The 17,532-nt window shown below is 69.3% G+C and carries 18 protein-coding genes, 1 pseudogene and 1 riboswitch; of the genes and pseudogenes, 11 read left to right on the plus strand and 8 right to left on the minus strand.

The window, feature by feature from the left end; translation table 11 throughout:
* Positions 1-20: 20 nt before the first annotated feature.
* Complete coding sequence (locus FHR33_RS29695) at positions 21-827, minus strand: SAM-dependent chlorinase/fluorinase (RefSeq protein ID WP_183654541.1); 807 nt, start codon at positions 825-827, stop codon at positions 21-23.
* Between the two features lie 92 nt (positions 828-919).
* On the opposite strand from FHR33_RS29695, the gene FHR33_RS29700 reads away from it, so the two are divergent.
* The 3 genes from FHR33_RS29700 to FHR33_RS29710 are packed head-to-tail and all read left to right on the plus strand — an operon-like array spanning position 920 to position 2,597.
* Positions 920-1,222, plus strand: a complete 303-nt coding sequence (locus FHR33_RS29700; protein ID WP_183654544.1) for a DUF3263 domain-containing protein — start codon at positions 920-922, stop codon at positions 1,220-1,222.
* A gap of 24 nt (positions 1,223-1,246) precedes the next feature.
* Complete coding sequence (gene otsB / locus FHR33_RS29705) at positions 1,247-2,050, plus strand: trehalose-phosphatase (protein ID WP_183654561.1); 804 nt, start codon at positions 1,247-1,249, stop codon at positions 2,048-2,050.
* Between the two features lie 10 nt (positions 2,051-2,060).
* Positions 2,061-2,597, plus strand: a complete 537-nt coding sequence (locus tag FHR33_RS29710) for a hypothetical protein (RefSeq protein ID WP_183654564.1) — start codon at positions 2,061-2,063, stop codon at positions 2,595-2,597.
* Here the strand turns inward: FHR33_RS29710 and FHR33_RS29715 are convergent.
* Together FHR33_RS29715 and FHR33_RS29720 are read right to left on the minus strand one after the other, a co-directional pair.
* Positions 2,575-3,663 (minus strand): MFS transporter, encoded by a 1,089-nt coding sequence (locus FHR33_RS29715; RefSeq protein WP_183654567.1) that lies wholly within the window; start codon positions 3,661-3,663, stop codon positions 2,575-2,577. The genes FHR33_RS29710 and FHR33_RS29715 overlap by 23 nt on opposite strands.
* 43 nt (positions 3,664-3,706) lie before the next feature.
* Positions 3,707-5,123: pseudogene (locus tag FHR33_RS29720) on the minus strand (alpha,alpha-trehalose-phosphate synthase (UDP-forming)).
* Positions 5,124-5,159: 36 nt separating this feature from the next.
* On the opposite strand from FHR33_RS29720, the gene FHR33_RS29725 reads away from it, so the two are divergent.
* The 7 genes from FHR33_RS29725 (at position 5,160) to FHR33_RS29755 (ending at position 10,588) form a co-directional block, all read left to right on the plus strand.
* Positions 5,160-5,720 (plus strand): RNA polymerase sigma factor, encoded by a 561-nt coding sequence (locus tag FHR33_RS29725; RefSeq protein WP_183654570.1) that lies wholly within the window; start codon positions 5,160-5,162, stop codon positions 5,718-5,720.
* 59 nt (positions 5,721-5,779) lie between these two features.
* Positions 5,780-5,919: riboswitch (SAM riboswitch) on the plus strand.
* Positions 5,920-5,932: 13 nt separating this feature from the next.
* On the plus strand, positions 5,933-7,165 hold the full coding sequence (gene thrC, locus FHR33_RS29730; protein ID WP_183654573.1) for a threonine synthase: 1,233 nt from the start codon (positions 5,933-5,935) through the stop codon (positions 7,163-7,165).
* Between the two features lie 17 nt (positions 7,166-7,182).
* Complete coding sequence (locus FHR33_RS29735; protein WP_183654576.1) at positions 7,183-7,458, plus strand: MoaD/ThiS family protein; 276 nt, start codon at positions 7,183-7,185, stop codon at positions 7,456-7,458.
* A gap of 259 nt (positions 7,459-7,717) precedes the next feature.
* Entirely contained in the window at positions 7,718-7,918 is a 201-nt protein-coding gene (locus FHR33_RS29740; protein ID WP_173525743.1) for a cold-shock protein, read from the plus strand.
* Between the two features lie 327 nt (positions 7,919-8,245).
* Positions 8,246-9,874, plus strand: a complete 1,629-nt coding sequence (gene groL / locus FHR33_RS29745; protein WP_183654579.1) for a chaperonin GroEL — start codon at positions 8,246-8,248, stop codon at positions 9,872-9,874.
* Between the two features lie 67 nt (positions 9,875-9,941).
* Complete coding sequence (locus tag FHR33_RS29750; protein WP_183654582.1) at positions 9,942-10,190, plus strand: type II toxin-antitoxin system CcdA family antitoxin; 249 nt, start codon at positions 9,942-9,944, stop codon at positions 10,188-10,190.
* On the plus strand, positions 10,187-10,588 hold the full coding sequence (locus tag FHR33_RS29755) for a PIN domain-containing protein (protein WP_183654584.1): 402 nt from the start codon (positions 10,187-10,189) through the stop codon (positions 10,586-10,588). Before FHR33_RS29750 ends, FHR33_RS29755 begins: the two co-directional genes overlap by 4 nt.
* Here the strand turns inward: FHR33_RS29755 and FHR33_RS29760 are convergent.
* Together FHR33_RS29760 and FHR33_RS29765 are read right to left on the minus strand one after the other, a co-directional pair.
* Entirely contained in the window at positions 10,585-11,013 is a 429-nt protein-coding gene (locus tag FHR33_RS29760) for a GNAT family N-acetyltransferase (RefSeq protein WP_183654586.1), read from the minus strand. The two genes, FHR33_RS29755 and FHR33_RS29760, sit on opposite strands and share 4 nt — an antisense overlap.
* Positions 11,014-11,079: 66 nt before the next feature.
* Positions 11,080-13,119, minus strand: coding sequence for a HelD family protein (locus tag FHR33_RS29765; RefSeq protein ID WP_183654588.1), 2,040 nt, complete (start codon positions 13,117-13,119; stop codon positions 11,080-11,082).
* A gap of 106 nt (positions 13,120-13,225) precedes the next feature.
* Between FHR33_RS29765 and FHR33_RS29770 the strand changes: the two genes are divergently transcribed.
* On the plus strand, positions 13,226-13,528 hold the full coding sequence (locus FHR33_RS29770; protein ID WP_183654590.1) for a hypothetical protein: 303 nt from the start codon (positions 13,226-13,228) through the stop codon (positions 13,526-13,528).
* A gap of 266 nt (positions 13,529-13,794) precedes the next feature.
* Here FHR33_RS29770 and FHR33_RS29775 read toward each other — a convergent pair whose 3' ends face one another.
* From FHR33_RS29775 to FHR33_RS29785, 3 genes are all read right to left on the minus strand, one after another.
* A complete protein-coding gene (locus tag FHR33_RS29775; RefSeq protein WP_183654592.1) occupies positions 13,795-15,435 on the minus strand; it encodes a DNA repair helicase XPB in 1,641 nt (546 codons plus the stop codon).
* Positions 15,436-15,491: 56 nt separating this feature from the next.
* Complete coding sequence (locus FHR33_RS29780; RefSeq protein WP_183654594.1) at positions 15,492-15,920, minus strand: hypothetical protein; 429 nt, start codon at positions 15,918-15,920, stop codon at positions 15,492-15,494.
* A gap of 67 nt (positions 15,921-15,987) precedes the next feature.
* Entirely contained in the window at positions 15,988-17,448 is a 1,461-nt protein-coding gene (locus tag FHR33_RS29785; protein WP_183654597.1) for a class I adenylate-forming enzyme family protein, read from the minus strand.
* Positions 17,449-17,532: the final 84 nt, after the last annotated feature.

Consider the following 17,532-nt stretch of genomic DNA (forward strand, 5'->3'; position numbering starts at 1 on the left):
TTCGCCACGTCCGTGCAGGGTCAGGGGAGGGCGGAGAGGCGGACGTGGGCGCCGGGCGGCAGGCCGAGTCGCTGGGCGGCGTCGCCCGAGTTCACGGCCAGCGCGATGAGGCCGGCCGAGTCGGTGAAGGCCACCAGGTCGCCGGGAGGCACCGCGGAGAACGACTCGCGGAAGGGCAGGGCGAGCTGCCTGCGCCCGAGCCGCACTCCCACCGTGTCGCCCACGCGGACCCCGAGCGCGGCGAGGTCGCCGGCGGGGATGGACAGCTGGGTGTTGCCGTAGCGGTCCACCGAGACGACCTCGCCCTCCACCGCCCCCTCGCGCAGGTGCGAGGTGGGCGAGGGCAGGGAGACCAGGCGCTCCAGTGACATCTCGGGCCCGACCTCGGCCAGCTTGCGCCCCATGCACAGGTGCGCGGCCACGGGCGAGAACACGTCGCGGCCGTGGAAGGTCGGCGAGACGGGGCTGAGGAACAGCTCGGTGTTGGTGATCTCGTAGGCGGCCAAGGCGCCCCCGCTGGCCCCGATCGCCCAGGAGAGCAGGCCGTTGTCGGGCCCGATGAAGATCCGGTCGCCGGCCTCGACCGCCACCGCGCGGCGGGCGCCTCCCGTGCCAGGGTCCACGATCCCGACATGGACGCCCGCGGGCAGGTAGGGAATGGTCTGCGCGAGAATCGCCGCACCCCTGCGCACATCGCCCGACGGCACCAGATGGCACACGTCGATCACGCGGGCCTGTGGCGCGATCCTGGCCATCACTCCGTGACAGGCCGCCACGTATCCGTCTTCGAGGCCGTAATCGGTGAGAAGGGAGATGACAGGGCTCACACTTGGCGACTGTACGTCTCCGCAACCGTCGTGAACACCCGCACTTGGGAGATTACGATGGGCCACGGGCCGCGCTGACCGAGGAGGAGACCATGGACACTGCACCGGTAAGCGGTGACAGTGCTGCCCAGGAACCGCCGCGCAAGCCCCTGTCCGAGCGCGACCTCCAGCTCCTCGCCTTCGAGCGCCAGTGGTGGCGTCACGCGGGCGCCAAGGAGCACGCCATCCGCGAGACCTTCGGGTTCTCCGCCACCCGCTACTACCAGTTGCTGGGTGATCTCATCGACAGGCCGGAGGCGATGGAGCACGACCCGATGCTGGTCAAACGCCTGCGCAGGCTGCGGGCGAGCAGGCAGAAGGAACGCGCGGCCCGCAGACTGGGCATGCGCCCCTGACTGCCTGGGTACGGCAGGCGCGTGATGAACAATCCAGCAATTCACGCCATGGTGCGCGATCCTGGCGGCGCGGTGATCGGGCTCGACTTCGACGGCACGCTCGCGCCGATCGTGCCCGATCCCGACGACGCCAGGATCCACCCCGCCGCCCCCGGTGTGCTCGCCGAGCTGGGCAGCCTGGTGAAGGCCGTGGTCATCGTGACGGGCAGGCCCGCGGCCACGGCGATCAAGTACGGCCCAGGCCTGGAGAAGGTCCCTGGCCTGGTGGTGCTCGGCCATTACGGCTTCGAGCGGTGGGAGGGCGGGAGAGCGAGCGCGCCCCCGCCGCCCCCCGGCGTCCTGCACGCGGAGGCCGCGCTGCCGCTCCTGCTGCAGCGGCTCGGCGTGGAGGGCGTGACGATCGAGGACAAGCAGCGGGCCGTGGCGGTGCACACCAGGCGCGCCCCCGACCCCCAGGGAACCCTTGAACGGCTGCGCGAGCCACTGGCGAAGCTGGCGGCCGCGCACTCCCTGGTCGTGGAGCCGGGCAGGATGGTGCTCGAGCTGAGGCCGCCCGGCATGGACAAGGGCCACGCGCTCGACCTGTTCCTGGCCGAGCGCGCGGCTCGCTCGGTGATGTTCGTGGGTGACGACCTGGGCGACCTGCCGGCCTTCGCGGCGGTGCGGGCCTCGGGGCTGCCCGGTGTGGCCGTGTGCAGCGGCTCTGCGGAGGTGACCGAGCTGGCCGCGCGCGCCGACCTGGTCGTCGACGGGCCCGACGGGGTCGTCGCGCTGCTGGCCGAGCTGGCCGCGGCCATCAGCGATTCGTCTGCAAGCCGGGCGCGCTAGCCTCGCGCGCATGTTGATGACGCTGGCCGTCACGGCCTCGCTCGTGCTGTCAGGCACCCCCTCCGCCGCCGAGCCGGTCTCCTTCCGCGGCGCCACGATCCAGGTCCCCTCCTCGTGGAAGGTCAAGAAGACCGACTGGGGAGCCCTCCACGTGCTCACCGGGGGCTGCGGCCGCCGCGCCATGGAGTGCAGGGGGTTCTGGCTGCTCGGCCCCTCGGGCATCAAGCACGCCTCGGAGAACAACCCGTTCAGGGTCGACCAGCCGTACCACCCGAGCAGCGGTGTGATGCCGTGCACGCACGACAAGCGCTACTACTCCTCTCCCATGCCGGCCAAGCCGAGCGTCTCGGGGCTGCGGCAGGTCGGCAGCGGGCACAAGGCCTACTACCGGCAGTGGAAGGTCACCTGTCACACCGAGAGGGGCAGGCCGACGAAGATCTCCTATCCGCAGCGGATCTGGTACCTGCCGTCGTCGAAGATCCTCGTCGTCGACGAGTGGGACACCCCGGGCCTCGGGGCGATGCTCAGGCGCGCGTCCTGGCGCTGAGCACGCCGCCGACCGCCACCGCGACCAGCGCGGGGACGATGAGGAAGGCGGTGTGCGTGCCGAAGCCGTCGGCCAGCGCGCCGAGCGCGAACGGCCCCGCGCCCATCGCCATGCCCGCCCAGACGGGAGAGGCGGCCGCGGCGAGGTCGGGGCGGTCGCCCGACGCGGCGATCACCCCGGCCATCGCCAGGGGGAAGTGCATGGAGGCGCCGAGCCCGCAGATCACCAGCCCCGCGTAGGCCACGAGTGGCTGCGTGCTCAGCCAGAACAGCAGCCAGCCCGCCGCCGTCACCCCCAGCGCGCCCGCCAGCACTCTGGCGGGCGACACGCGCAGCGCCAGCCGCGCGCCCGCGAACCTGCCGATCGCGAGCCCGCCGATGAAGGCGGTCAGCCCGGTGGCCGCGGTCGCGGCGCTGAGCCCCGTACGGCCCGCCAGCAGTTCGGCGCCGAACAGGTTGAAGCAGAACTCGATCGCCACGCAGCACGACAGCACCACGCAGGCCACGTGGAAGCGCCAGTCCGGCCTGCCCGTGACCCTGGCGGGGACCGCGGGCCCTTCGCCCAGCCTGGTCCTGCCCACCGTGACGATCAGCAGTGCGGTGAGGGCGGGGGTGAACAGCAGGGCGGCCCGCCAGCCGAGCGCCGACTGGGCGGCGAGGCTGAGCAGGAAGGTGGAGGCCACGCCCACGACGACGGCGATCGCGTTGGCCTCGCTGATCGCGGCGGGGCCCGCGGGTCCGTGGTGGTCGCTGAGCGCGGCCATCGCGGTGTAGAGCATGACCGAGCCGAACCCTCCGGCCAGCGCGAAGCCCAGGAGCGTGAAGGGCAGCGAGGCGGACACCATGACGAGCGTGACGCCGGCGTTCATCCCCGCCAGGCCGATCCAGATGACCGGGCGCCTGCCGTACGCGCGGGTGAGGAAGGGGAGGGCCAGGCCCGCGACGATGGTGGCGGCGGCCATGGCGGTGCCGTGCAGGGCGCCGACGGCGGCCGAGACCCCCAGGTCGACGCGGAGCAGAGGGAGCGCGGCGCTGAGACCGTAGACGAAGGTCGCGAACACGCTCATCTGGAGGTAGACGAACCAGGTGACGGTGTCCCTGGATAACGTCCTAGATGCTGGCAAGCTGCTCGCCGAGCCATCGCTGCGGAGGCAGCGCGGTGGCGGCGGCCTTGAGCCTCGCGCCGCGCCTCATCCGCTCCTCTTCCGGCATCTCCAGGCCCGTGTGCAGGGCGCGCGCCGTCTCGCAGACGTCGTAGGGGTTGACCACGAGCGCGTCGGCGCCGAGTTCGGCGGCCGCGCCCGCCTCGCGTGAGAGGACCAGCGCGCAGCGCGGCGACAGGATCGGGCCCTCCTTGGCGACCAGGTTCATGCCGTCGCGGATGGGGTTGACCAGCAGCACGTCGGCCAGGCGGTAGGCGGCGAGCGAGCGCGGATAGTCGTCGTTGACGTTGAGGATCAGCGGGTCCCAGTCCTCGGTGGCGTACTCGTCCTCGATCTCCTTGGCGCAGCGCTGCACGGCCGCGGTGTACTCCCGGTACTCGGGCAGGTCGTGCCGCGAGGGGTAGGCGAAGGCCAGGTGCACCACGCGCCCGTGCCACTCGGGGTGCGCGGCGAGGAACTCCCTGTAGGCCAGCAGGCCGCGGACGATGTTCTTCGACAGCTCGGTGCGGTCGATGCGGACGATCAGCTTGCGGTCGCCCACCTGCTCCCTGAGCGCGGCCATGTGCGACTCGACGTCGGGTTCGCAGGCCCTCTTCCACAGCTTCTCGCCGTCGACCCCGAGCCCGTGGACGCCGATGCGCGTGATGCGCCCCTCGTGGGAGACCGTCCTGCCGGAGACCTTGGCGTTCAGCAGGCTCTCGCAGCAGTCCATGAACGCGCGGGCCCATCGCTCGGTCAGGAACCCGGCGTGGTCGGCGCCCAGGATGCCCTCGAGCACCTCTCTCGCGACCTCGTCGGGCAGCAGGGAGAAGTACTCGGGAGGCGCCCACGGGGTGTGGCTGAAGTGCGCGATGCGCAGGTCGGGACGCTCGGCACGGAGCATCGCGGGGGTGAGCGTCAGATGGTAGTCCTGCACCATCACCCTGGCGCCGTGGCCGGCCTCCTCCGCCAGCGCCAGGGCGAAAGCGCCGTTGTAGTCGCGGTAGGACTCCCACTCCTTCTCGAACCTGGAGCCGAAGTGGGGCGCGTTCGGGATGTCGTAGAGGAGGTGGTTGACGAACCAGAGCGTGGAGTTGGCCACCGCGTTGTAGGCGCGGTGGAAGGTGGCGGGCGGGATGTCCAGCATGCGCAACTTGCCGGTGTCGTAGCCGGCGTGGTCGAGGCGGCCACCGGGAGCCAGCCGTACGGCACTGCGGTCGCCGTCGGACAGCGCGGCGCAGACCCAGAGCACGCCTTCCTCTCTGGCCACCCCTGAGAGCCCTGAGACCAGGCCCTCCCCCGCCGCGTTTCATGGTCAGCTCGCCGCCGTCGGAGACAGTGAAGGAGACCGGACCCCTGTTGGAGGCCACCAGGACGCTGTTCATGTGAACAACCATGACGCCCGACCATAGGATCTCGCTATGGCCCTAGATGAGCTAACCGAGGAACTGGCCCGCTCCGCGGCGGGCGGCGACCATCGCGCGCTTGGCGAGCTCCTGAAGCGCATCGAGCCCGACGTGCTGCGCCACTGCGCGCGCATCCTCCCCTACCACCAGGACGCCGAGGAGGCGTGCCAGGACACCCTGCTCGCGGTGGCCCGCAACATCGGCCGCTTCGAGGGCAGGGCCAGGTTCAGCACCTGGCTGCACATCGTCACCGCCAACTGCGCGCGCACCACCTACCGGTCGCTGAAGCGCAGGGCCGCCGAGCAGACCTCGGAGGAGCTGCCCGTCCAGAAGCCCGACGTACGGCGGGTCAGCGTCATCGCCGGTTCGCGGCTCGACCTGCTCGACGCCATGGAGGCGCTGGAGGCCGACAAGCCCGACCTGGCCCAGGCGCTGGTGCTGCGCGACATCGTCCAGCTCGACTACAACGAGGTCGCCGAGCAGCTCGGCATCCCGCTCGGCACCGCCAAGTCGCGCATCCACCAGGCGCGCAAGTATGTCCAGGCCGCGCTCGGTGATACTTATCGTCTCAGCTAGCGAGACGGTAGCCCGTGTCGCGAGCCTGGCCGGGTATGGTGATTGCCATAACTGAATATTGCTCATCCAGAGGGGTGGAGGGACCGGCCCTGCGAAGCCCCGGCAACCCTCCCGGACTGAACTCGTGAAGTGACGAGGCCGGCCGGGACAGGTGCCAATTCCGGTCTGTGGCCAAGGTGGTCGCAGACGAAGATGAGGGAAGGCCTCGCTTCATGTCGCTTGATTTCGGTCCTGCCGTCGCTCTGTCCTGCCGCGAGTGCGGCACCCGCTACGACCTGGGCCCGAGCTTCGCCTGCCTGGAGTGTTTCGGGCCACTCGAAGTGGCCTACTCCTTCGGATCCGTCACCCGTGAGGACATCGCGGCGGGTCCCGCGAACATCTGGCGTTACCGCTCGCTGCTGCCCGTCCCCACGGACGTGACCTCCAAGCAGAACATGAACCCCGGCTGGACGAAGCTCGTCAAGGCCGACAACCTGGGCAAGGTCCTCGGCCTGCGCGACCTGCACGTCAAGGACGACTCGGGCAACCCCACCCACTCCTTCAAGGACAGGGTGGTGGCCATTGCCGTCGAGGCGGCGCGCAACTTCGGCTTCCACACCCTTTCATGCTCCTCCACCGGCAACCTGGCCGGAGCGGTGACCGCAGCGGCGGCCCGCGCGGGGCTCGACGCGTGCGTGTTCATCCCCGCCGACCTCGAGCAGGCGAAGATCGCCATGGCCAGGGTCTTCGGCGGCAAGCTGATCGGCATCGACGGCACCTACGACGAGGTCAACCGCTTCTGCTCCGAGCTCATCGGCGACCCGCTCGGCGACAAGTGGGGGTTCGTCAACGTCAACCTGCGGCCTTACTACGCCGAAGGGTCGAAGACGCTGGCCTACGAGATCGCCGAGCAGCTCGGCTGGGAGCTGCCCGACCAGATCATCATCCCGGTGGCCTCCGGCTCGCAGCTCACGAAGATCGACAAGGGCTTCAAGGAGCTGATCTCTCTTGGGCTCGTCGAGGACAAGCCCTACAAGATCTTCGCGGCGCAGGCGGCGGGGTGCTCGCCGGTCTCCACGGCCTTCAAGGCGGGGCACGACGTGGTCCAGCCGGTCAAGCCGAACACCATCGCCAAGTCGCTGGCCATCGGCAACCCCGCCGACGGGCCCTACGTGCTCGACATCGCCCGCCGTACGGGCGGGGCGGTGGAGGACGTCACCGACACAGAGGTGGTGTCGGCGATCAAGCTGCTCGCCTCGACCGAGGGCATCTTCGCGGAGACCGCGGGCGGGGTGACGGTCGGCGTGCTGAAGAAGCTCGTCGAGAGCGGGCTGCTCGACCCGTCGCTCACGACCGTGGTCCTCAACACCGGCGACGGGCTCAAGACGCTCGACGCCATCGCGGACGACGCCGCTCCCACGGCTGTGATCCGGCCGTCTCTCGACGCGTTCCGCGCGGCTGTCTGAAAGGAAAGGTACAAGTCATGAGCGTTTCGGTGCGGATTCCCACCATTCTGCGCACGTACACCGGCGGCAACGCGGAGGTGAGTGGCGAGGGCGACACTCTTCGTGAGGTGCTGCAGAAGCTCGATGCCGACTATCCCGGTATCGGTGCGCGAATTTTGGATGAATCGGGCAAGATTCGCCGTTTTGTCAACGTTTATGTGGGAGAAGAGGACGTCCGTTTTGTAGGCGGGCTCGACAGCGCCACTCCGGCGGGAGCGCAGATCTCCATCATCCCCGCCGTGGCCGGCGGCTGACGCTTTCCTTACCGACGACGCCCGTGGGGGGTTATGCCCCTCGCGGGCGTTTTTGGTGTTCAGGCCGTCACGAAAGTGGAATGTTTAACTACCCTTTTCGTGACGGGAAGAATGCCCGCTCGATTGACTCTGTTGTCCTACGGGTTTGCACAGGTATGGTCGAGGGCGATCGTCCGGCTGATTTCCCCATAAGTCATGCCGGTCGCGGATCTCGCGAGTGGAATGGGCGAGGTCCGGAGCCCAGTAAGAGGAGTCGGAAGTGGCGCAGGGCACCGTCAAGTGGTTCAACGCGGACAAGGGCTACGGCTTCATCGCGGTAGACGGTGGTAAAGATGTGTTCGTCCATTACTCAGCGATCATGATGGATGGCTACCGGTCGCTCGAACAGGGCCAGCGCGTCGAGTTCGAGATCACCCAGGGCCAGAAGGGTCCCCAGGCGGAGGCGGTCAGGGCGGTCTGACGCCCCACGTCGCCGGTATGCGCGGGCAGCTCACACGGCAACGCAGTCCGTGCGGATCTGCCACGTCCTGTACGTCGACTCAGCAGGGCCCGATCCGCGTCAGCCGGTCGGGCCTGTGGCCATAGTCTGGGTCATGACCTGGGCATGTGTGTCGCTGGCTTGCACTCGACAGGGTAGAGTGCTAAACAGTTCGTTGGCACTCTCGTTGTGAGAGTGCCAGACACGGGATCGAGACGATGGGGTCCGCCGAATGGAGTCGGACCCATGCCGTCGCGGGCGTCGGCTCGGTCCGCTGAAAGCCACCCTGCATCTGGGAGGTCTAGCCTTATGGCAGCCAAGATGATCGCGTTTGACGAGGACGCCCGGCGCGGTCTCGAGCGCGGTATGAACCAGCTCGCCGACGCCGTCAAGGTGACCCTCGGCCCCAAGGGCCGTAACGTCGTGCTGGAGAAGAAGTGGGGCGCTCCCACGATCACCAACGATGGTGTATCCATCGCCAAGGAGATCGAGCTCGAGGACCCGTGGGAGAAGATCGGCGCTGAGCTGGTCAAGGAAGTCGCCAAGAAGACGGACGACGTCGCGGGTGACGGCACCACCACCGCCACCGTGCTCGCCCAGGCGCTGGTCCGTGAGGGCCTCCGCAACGTCGCCGCCGGCGCCAACCCGATGTCCCTGAAGAAGGGCATCGAGGCGGCCGTCGAGCGCGTCAGCGAGGAGCTCTCCAAGCTGGCTAAGGACGTGGAGACCAAGGAGCAGATCGCTTCGACGGCCTCCATCTCCGCCGGTGACGTCGAGATCGGCAACCTCATCGCCGAGGCGATGGACAAGGTTGGCAAGGAAGGCGTCATCACCGTCGAGGAGAGCAACGCTTTCGGCCTCGAGCTCGAGCTCACCGAGGGCATGCGCTTCGACAAGGGTTACAACTCCGGTTACTTCGTGACCGACCCCGAGCGTATGGAAGCTGTCCTTGAGGACCCCTACATCCTCATCGTCAACTCCAAGGTCTCGGCCAACAAGGACCTGCTGCCCCTGCTCGACAAGGTCGTGCAGGCCGGCAAGCCGCTGCTGATCATCGCTGAGGACGTCGAGGGCGAGGCTCTGGCCACCCTGGTCGTCAACAAGATCCGCGGCCTGTTCCGCTCCGTGGCCGTCAAGGCTCCGGGCTTCGGCGACCGTCGCAAGGCCATGCTGGGTGACATCGCGACCCTGACCGGTGGTCAGGTCATCGCCGAGGAGGTCGGTCTCAAGCTCGAGTCCGCCACCCTCGACCTGCTGGGCCGCGCGCGCAAGGTCGTCGTCACCAAGGACGAGACCACCATCGTCGACGGCGCCGGTGACGCCGAGCAGATCGCGGGCCGGGTCAACGAGATCCGTGCCGAGATCGAGCGCACCGACTCCGACTACGACCGCGAGAAGCTCCAGGAGCGCCTGGCCAAGCTCGCCGGTGGCGTCGCCGTCATCAAGGCGGGTGCCGCGACCGAGGTCGAGCTCAAGGAGCGCAAGCACCGCATCGAGGACGCCGTTCGCAACGCGAAGGCGGCCGTCGAGGAGGGCATCGTCCCCGGCGGTGGCGTGGCGCTGCTGCAGGCCGGCACCAAGGCGTTCGACAAGCTCGAGCTGTCGGGCGACGAGGCCACCGGTGCGGCGATCGTGCGCAAGGCTCTTGAGGAGCCGCTGAAGCAGATCGCGATCAACGCCGGCCTCGAGGGCGGCGTCGTGGTGGAGAAGGTCCGCAACCTGACTCCGGGTGAGGGCCTCAACGCCGCGACCGGCGAGTACGTCAACATGTTCGAGTCGGGCATTCTCGACCCGGCCAAGGTGACGCGCTCCGCGCTGCAGAACGCCGCCTCCATCGCGGCGCTGTTCCTCACCACCGAGGCTGTCATCGCCGAGAAGCCGGAGAAGAACGCGGCTGCTCCCGCGGGCATGCCCGGCGGCGGAGACATGGACTTCTAAGTCCGCAACAAAGAGGGCGACCCTTCGGGGTCGCCCTTTTTCGTGCATACCGCAGTATGCTTCGTTCATGGCTGACACGACCCGCATCACGGTCACTCTCCCTGCCGAACAGGTGGCAGAGCTGAAGAAGCTCACCGACAACGTCTCCAGCTACGTGGCTGAGGCGGTCGCTCGTCAGCTCAGGCATCAGTTGCGCGGCGCCGAGTTGCAGCGGTACCAGGAGCAGCATGGCGAGTTCACCGACGAGGAGATGGCGGAGGCCACGGCGCGCATCTTCGGCGCCACGGCCTCCCGTGGTCCGGCGGATGCGTTGTGATCGGCCACATCGAAACGATCGTTCTCGACGCTGAGGGTTTGTCCGCATGGATGGCGCAGGATCGCAAGGTCATCGCCATGATGCGGGTGTTCCAGGAGATCGGCAGCGAGTTCGTCATCAGTGCGAACACCATCGTCGAGGTCAGCCATGCGCGAGTGAACCTGCAGCGACTGCAGTGGGCGCTGTCGCTGGTGAAGGTGGAGCCCGTCACGGAGGCCTCTGCGAAGGCGGCGGCGAAGCTTCTCAAGGCGGCCGGACTGCACGGCCACAAGTACGCCATCGACGCATCCGTCGCGGAGGCTGCTCTGCGTCAGCCGGGGCCTGTCGCCATGCTCACATCTGACCTGGATGACATGGCGCGGCTGTGCGACGGCAGAGTTCGACTCATCGGCTGCTAGGGGAGGGGCTTGACCCAGCGGCCCCACTGCGACTGCCTGGAGTAGCCCGCGGCGCTCCACGCGTGATGGGCAGGCACGTTGTCGTCCAGCACCATCGCGTCGGCTCTGAAGGCCCCGAAGGCCGCGAAGCGCTCCTCGGCGGCGGCGAGCAGGGTGGTCGCGATGCCCCTGCGCCGGTGCCCTGGATGCACGGCCAGGCGGTACAGATGCGCCCGCCAGCCGTCCCAGCCCGCGATCAGCGTGCCGACCAGGTGGCCGTCGTCCTCGGCGAGCAGCAGGGCCTCGGGGTCACGCTCCACCAGCGCCACGACCTTGTCCGCGGAGTCGTGGCGGTCGGTGCCCTCGGCGGCCTCCAGCCAGAACGCCAGGACGGCGGGGATGTCGTCCGCTCCACCGAACCGTACTTTCACCTCAGACCTGCTCATGTCCCGCGAAGCTACCAGAACAGGGTGGTGAGGGCCCCGGGGTGGGTCCCCGGGGCCGCGGACGTCCTATGCCAGCTGGGCGGGGAGCGGCTTGGCGTGCAGGACGGTCAGGGAGGAGACCGCGCGGGTCAGCACCACGTACAGGCGGGCCAGGCCGCGCGGCTCGGCCGCGACGATGTCGGAGGGCTCGACCACGATGACGTGGTCGTACTCGAGACCCTTGGCCAGGGTGGCGGGGATGACCAGCAGGCGGTGCTCCTCGGTGGAGTCGGGGCCGAGGACGGCGTGCGCAAGGCCGGCGAGCTCCTGGGACACCGTCTCGACGAGGGAGTCGGGAACGATGACGCCGATCGAGCCCTCCCTGGCGAGCGCCTCACGGACCGCTTCGAGGACCTGGCCGTCCTGCCGTACGTACAGGGAGCCGAGGCCGGGACGAAGGGAGCGAGGGGCGGCGAGGTCGGGGGCGATCGAGGGGAGCAACTGGGCGGCGTAGTCGAGCACCTCGCGGGGGACGCGGAAGCCCAGCGTGAGCTCGGTGACCTCGCCCGCCTCCTGGCCGAGGTGCCGGAGCACGCTCTTCCACGAGCGGGTGGACCACGGGGTGGTGCCCTGGGCGAGGTCGCCGAGGACGGTGGCCGAGCCGTTGCGGCAGCGCCGCCCTAGCGCCCGCAGCTGCATCTCCGACAGGTCCTGCGCCTCGTCCACGACCAGGTGGCCGAGGGAGGGGGTGCGCTCGATCAGGTCGGCCAGCTCGTCGAGCAGGGCGGCGTCGGCCGCCGACCACTTGGCGGACTTCCACGAGCGGTGGGGCTTGCTCCAGACCAGCAGCTCCTGCTCCTCCTGGGACAGGTCCGACCTGGCCGCCGCGGCCAGGAAGTCGGGGTCCGACAGCAGGCGGTGGAGCACCTGGGCGGGGGTCAGCTTGGGCCACACCGACTCGACCAGCTGCTTGACCGGCTTCGACCTGGCCACCGCGTCCTGCACCCTGTCGTCGGGGGAGTCGCCGCGCTGTTCCATCCGCACCAGCACCTGGTGGGCCAGGCGCTGGGCCAGGGCGGCGCGGCCGGGGCCGTACCTGGTGGTGCCGCGCAGCGAGGCGACCATCTCGCGCACCTCGTAGTCGGCCACCCTGAAGCGGTGGACGCCCTTGGTGTAGACGAGGCCCTCGGTGGGCTTCACGATGTGCAGCCAGAGCGCCCGCTCCAGCACCTTGGCCATACGGGCGTCGCCCTTGGCGGCCGCCACCTCGGGCCGCTCGGGCGCGTCGTAGGAGCCGAGCAGCTCGGCGACGGTGGTCTGGTCGACCTTGACCTCGCCGAGGGCGGGCAGGACGGAGGAGATGTAGGACAAAAACGCCTTGTTCGGCCCGACGATCATGACGCCGGCGCGGGCCAGCTTCTCGCGGTGGGTGAACAGCAGGTAGGCGGCTCGGTGCAGGCCCACGGCGGTCTTGCCGGTGCCGGGGGCGCCCTGGACGCAGACGGTCTGCGTCAGCGCCGAGCGGACGATCTCGTCCTGGTCGGGCTGGATGGTGGCGACGATGTCGCGCATCGGACCGGTACGGGGGCGCTCGATCTCCTGGGTGAGGATCTTCGAGGGGCCGAGCTCGCCCCCTTCGGCCAGGGGCTCGTCTTCGAACGCGGTGAGGTCGCCGCCCTGGTAGCCGAAGCGGCGCCGCCGTACGACGCCCATGGGGTCGGAGGGGCTGGCCTGGTAGAAGGCGCGGGAGACGGGGGCGCGCCAGTCGATGACCAGCGCGCGGCTGCCGCCGTCGTGGACGTGGCGGCGGCCGACGTAGATCGTGGCGGGCAGCTCGTCGCCGGCCTCGAGCCCTCCCTCGAGGTTGTCCTCGAGCTCTTCTTCGGTGGCGCGGTCGAGGCGGCCGAAGAACAGCGGGGTGTCGGGGTGGTCGGCGAGCGCGGCCACGCGCTGGTCGAGCAGCGACTGGAGGATCTGCTGCGAGACCCAGTCGCCCGCGGCGTCCGACGACAGCGACTGGGCGTGTTTGCGCATCGCTCTGAGCGCCGCGCGGGACTCGGAAAGATGGGCTCGCTCGGCGGCGAGCACATCGGTGGGTATGTCGGGGGCCAACTGGTGTCCGGGCATGCGAAAGCGCCTCCCTATTCGTCGACGGAGGTGGTAAACAAGGCAGCGAATCGACTAGCTTACCGGCGAGGTCGGAGGCTTCCCATTCATTAATGCAGGAGGCAGTGTGAGGATCTCCCCGGTCATCCCGACCGTCGCCAGCCTCCTGCTGGCCGCCCTGTGGGGGCTGTCGGTCTTCGCCGGCTGGGGGCTCGAGGCGTTCTGCACCGACCAGGAGAGCTCGGCCGCGTGCGCGAGGCGTCTCGACACCGTCTCCACCGTCTCGGGGCTGTTCGCGGTCCTGGCGGCCTGCCTCACCGTGGGAGCGTGGCTGTTTCCGCTCCGATTCTGGGCGCTGATGGGGGGCGCGGTGCTGTCATGGCTGGCCGCGGCGGGTGTCCTGTTCTTCGGCGGGATGCTCGCCCAGTGATCGGCCGGGCGGTGGGTACGATGATCGGCGGCGCATCGTCCCAGTAATCGCAGGCCAAAAAGCGAAAAATCGGGGCATGTCCCGTTGATTCGGCGGATCATGGGGGTATGTGGCATCGCGACAGGTGTCGCCGGTAGGGGGTGGTCCAATTGTCGAAGGCCCGCGGAGTTTCGTGGACTTAGTGGTACGGCTCGCGCGAGACCTTCGCGCGAGCCCTTTCATCGGTGGACGTCATCGGCGGTTCACCGGTGGACGTCGACGGCGCCTCACTGGTGGACGTCGTCGGCGTCGATGATCTGGTAGGCGTAGCCCTGCTCGGCGAGGAAGCGCTGGCGATGGGCGGCGAACTCCTGGTCGACCGTGTCGCGGCTGACCACCGTGTAGAAGCGCGCGCCTCCGCCGTCGGCCTTGGGCCGCAGCACGCGCCCCAGCCGCTGCGCCTCCTCCTGGCGGGAGCCGAACGTGCCCGACACCTGGATGGCGACGGCCGCCTCGGGCAGGTCGATGGAGAAGTTGGCGACCTTGGAGACCACCAGGACCTGCAGCTCCTTGTCGCGGAAGGCCTGGAAGAGCCGCTCCCGCTCCTTGATGCGGGTCTCGCCCTTGATCACGGGCGCGTTGAGGTGCTCGGCAAGCTCGTCGAGCTGGTCGATGTACTGGCCGATGACCAGCACCTGCTCGCCGAGGTGCCGCCTGACCAGCGCCTCTGTCACGCGCGTCTTGGACGGCGTGGTCGCGGCGAACCTGTAGCGCTCCTCGGACTCGGCCATCGCGTAGGCCAGGCGCTCCTCGTCGGAGAGAGTGACGCGCACCTCGACGCAGTCGGCGGGGGCGATCCAGCCCTGGTTCTCCATCTCCTTCCACGGCGCGTCGTAGCGCTTCGGGCCGATGAGGGAGAACACGTCGCCCTCCCTGCCGTCCTCGCGCACGAGCGTCGCGGTCAGCCCCACCCTGCGACGGGCCTGCAGGTCGGCGGTCATCCTGAAGATGGGCGCGGGCAGCAGGTGCACCTCGTCGTAGACGATCAGACCCCAGTCGCGCGCGTCGAACAGCTCCAGGTGGGCGTAGACGCCCTTCCGCTTGGTCGTCATCACCTGGTAGGTGGCGATGGTGACGGGACGGATCTCCTTCTTGGTGCCGGAGTACTCGCCGATCTCGTCCTCGGTCAGCGAGGTGCGCTTGAGCAGCTCCTGCTTCCACTGGTGGGCGCTCACCGTGTTGGTGACCAGGATCAGCGTGGTGGCCTCGGCCCTGGCCATCGCGGCCGCGCCGACGATGGTCTTGCCCGCGCCGCAGGGCAGCACGACCACGCCGGAGCCGCCGTGCCAGAAGGCGTCGGCGGCCTCCTGCTGGTAGGGGCGCAGGGCCCAGCCGTCCTGCTTGAGCTTGATGGCGTGGGCCTCGCCGTCGACGTAGCCCGCGAGGTCTTCGGCGGGCCAGCCCAGCTTGAGCAGCGCCTGCTTGATGTTGCCCCGCTCGCTCGGGTGGACCGCGACGGCGTCGGCGCCGATGCGCTCGCCCAGCATCGGCTGGATCTTCCTCGAGCGCAGGACCTCCTCGAGGACGGCGCGGTCGGTCGAGGCCAGGACCAGGCCGTGCGCGGGGTCCTTCTCCAGGCGCAGCCTGCCGTAGCGCGCCATCGTCTCGGCCACGTCGACCAGCAGCGCGTGCGGCACCGGATAGCGGCTGAACCCGATGAGCGCGTCGACGACCTGCTCGGCGTCATGGCCCGCGGCGCGCGCGTTCCACAGCGCGAGCGGCGTGACGCGATAGGTGTGGACGTGCTCGGGCGCGCGCTCCAGCTCGGCGAAGGGCGCGATCGCCTTGCGACACTCGTCGGCCCGCTCGTGGTCGACCTCGAGCAGCAAGGTCTTGTCGGATTGGACGATCAGCGGGCCGTCGTTCACAGGCTTCCCCCGGGGTTGGTACTGCTACCGCATATCCAACACCCGGCGACCGACAGTTAGTCCAGGTTCCCCGAGACTCCCAGCGCGATGATGACGCCGAAGCCCAGAACGACCAGCGCGACGTTGATGCCGATGCTGATCCAGGTCCACTTCAGCAGGTTGCGCGCCTTGTCCGGGTGCGTGTCGACCTGGCCGAGCGCGATGCCCGACATGATCGCTCCCGCGATGCCGCCAGGGGTGATGTAGCAGCTCAGCGCGAGCACGATGCTGATGACCAGCGCGACGATGGCATGCGTGCGCGGGCCCTGCTGGGGCGGCGGGTAGCCGTAGCCGTAGCCGGGCGGGGGCTGCTGGCCGTACGGGGGGCCGTAGGGCTGCTGCTCACCCGAACCGTGAGGGCCCTGGTTGTACGGCGAGCCGTACGGCATCTGCTGGCCGTAGGGGCTCTGGTCGCCGGAGTTCTCTGGGGTGTAACCGCTGCTCACTGAGTCACCTTTTCGTTTTCTGGCCCGTCAACAGATATCACGAAATGAGGTGACAGTTCGGCACTCCCTAGAGAAGGCGGGCGCGCAGCGCCTTCCTGTCCAGCTTGAGCACGCTGGTCACGGGGATGTGGTCGGTGAAGTGGATCTCCCTCGGATATTTCACTCTGCCGACCCGCTCCCGCGCCCAGGCGATCAGCTCCTCCTCGGTGGCCTGGCCGCCGGGACGCAGTTGGACGAAGGCGACGACCTCCTCGCCGTGCAGAGGGTCGGGGCGGCCGACCACTCCTGACATCACGACGTCGGGGTGGGCGTTCAGCGCGTCCTCCACATCGCGCGGGAAGACGTTGAAGCCGCCCCTGATGATCAGGTCCTTCTTCCTGTCCACGACGTAGAGGTAGCCGTCGTCGTCCATGCAGCCGATGTCGCCCGTGCGCAGCTCGCCGTCCACGATGGGGGAGTCGAGCCCGCCCCAGTACCCGAGCATCAGCGATCGGCCCGCCACGCAGATCTCGCCGATGTCGCCTGCCTCCACCTCCTCGCCCTCGTCGTCCCTGATCGTGATCGTGTAGCCGGGAAGGGGCAGGCCGACGCTGCCGGGCCTGCGCCTGCCAGGAGGGTTGAAGGTGGTGACGGCGCTGGTCTCGGTCAGGCCGTAGCCCTCGAGGATCTGCACGCCAGGCATCCGCCGTTCGAACTCCCTGAGCACGTCGCGGCCCAGCGGGGCCGCGCCGCAGGTGAGGTGGCGCAGGTCGGGCAGCGGGGTGTCCTCGAGCGGCTCGGCGAGCAGCATCTGGAGCATGGAGGGGACCACCGTGCCGTACTGCACGCGCTGCTCGGCGGCCAGCGACAGGAAGGCCTTCGGGTCGAACCAGCGCATCAGGACGGCCTGCTGCGGCTCGGGGGCGTGCATGCCCGCGATGGTGACGATCAGGCCATAGGCGTGGGAGAGCGGGACGGGGACGATCGCCCTGGTGACCCCTGGCTGGTAGGCCAGGTCGAAGGCGTCCTTGGCGACCTGCCAGAGACCGCCGTGGCTGAGCATGACGCCCTTCGCCCTGCCGGTGGTTCCGCCGGTGTACATCACCGCGGCCAGGTCGGAGGGGTCCCTGGGCAGCGGGCCGTGCTCGGCCTGCTCCAGCTCGTCGGTGTCCACGAAGACCCTGATCCCCTGGCCCGCGGCCTGGACGGTCTCCAGCAGCTCAGGCGAGGTGACGACCGCGGTGGCGCCGCTGTCGGACAGGATGTGGCGCAGCTCGTCGGCGCCGACCAGGAAGACTACGGGGACCACCACGGCGCCCGAGGCCCAGACGGCCTGGTAGACGACGCCGACGTCGGGGCTCGTGGCCATCATCACGACGACCCTGTCGCCGGGGCCGACGCCCGCCTCGATCAGGCCGCCTGTGACGCGTCTGGCGCGCTGGGCGAGGGTGTGGCTGCGGTGCCACTCCCCTTCGTAGAAGACCGACTCGTGGTCGTCGAACCGGCTCCACGACTCCTCGGCCAGACGGCCGAGCGTTTGTTCCTTCACGCCTCTCACGGTGATCCGCACGGGCCTCCGAGTCAACCGCCCAGAGTGATCATCCGTCCGTCACTCGGGGGATCGCGGCCTCCG

Source organism: Nonomuraea dietziae (assembly GCF_014195505.1).
Classification (GTDB): domain Bacteria; phylum Actinomycetota; class Actinomycetes; order Streptosporangiales; family Streptosporangiaceae; genus Nonomuraea; species Nonomuraea roseola.

Bases quoted from the DNA above. Each gene is read 5' to 3' on its own strand.
- FHR33_RS29700 (WP_183654544.1), top strand. From the start codon at position 920: ATGGACACTGCACCGGTAAGCGGTGACAGTGCTGCCCAGGAACCGCCG.
- groL (WP_183654579.1), top strand. From the start codon at position 8,246: ATGGCAGCCAAGATGATCGCGTTTGACGAGGACGCCCGGCGCGGTCTC.
- FHR33_RS29715 (WP_183654567.1), bottom strand. From the start codon at position 3,663: ATGAGCGTGTTCGCGACCTTCGTCTACGGTCTCAGCGCCGCGCTCCCT.
- FHR33_RS29760 (WP_183654586.1), bottom strand. From the start codon at position 11,013: ATGAGCAGGTCTGAGGTGAAAGTACGGTTCGGTGGAGCGGACGACATC.
- FHR33_RS29750 (WP_183654582.1), top strand. From the start codon at position 9,942: ATGGCTGACACGACCCGCATCACGGTCACTCTCCCTGCCGAACAGGTG.
- FHR33_RS29710 (WP_183654564.1), top strand. From the start codon at position 2,061: ATGTTGATGACGCTGGCCGTCACGGCCTCGCTCGTGCTGTCAGGCACC.
- otsB (WP_183654561.1), top strand. From the start codon at position 1,247: ATGAACAATCCAGCAATTCACGCCATGGTGCGCGATCCTGGCGGCGCG.
- FHR33_RS29725 (WP_183654570.1), top strand. From the start codon at position 5,160: ATGGCCCTAGATGAGCTAACCGAGGAACTGGCCCGCTCCGCGGCGGGC.
- FHR33_RS29735 (WP_183654576.1), top strand. From the start codon at position 7,183: ATGAGCGTTTCGGTGCGGATTCCCACCATTCTGCGCACGTACACCGGC.
- thrC (WP_183654573.1), top strand. From the start codon at position 5,933: ATGTCGCTTGATTTCGGTCCTGCCGTCGCTCTGTCCTGCCGCGAGTGC.
- FHR33_RS29765 (WP_183654588.1), bottom strand. From the start codon at position 13,119: ATGCCCGGACACCAGTTGGCCCCCGACATACCCACCGATGTGCTCGCC.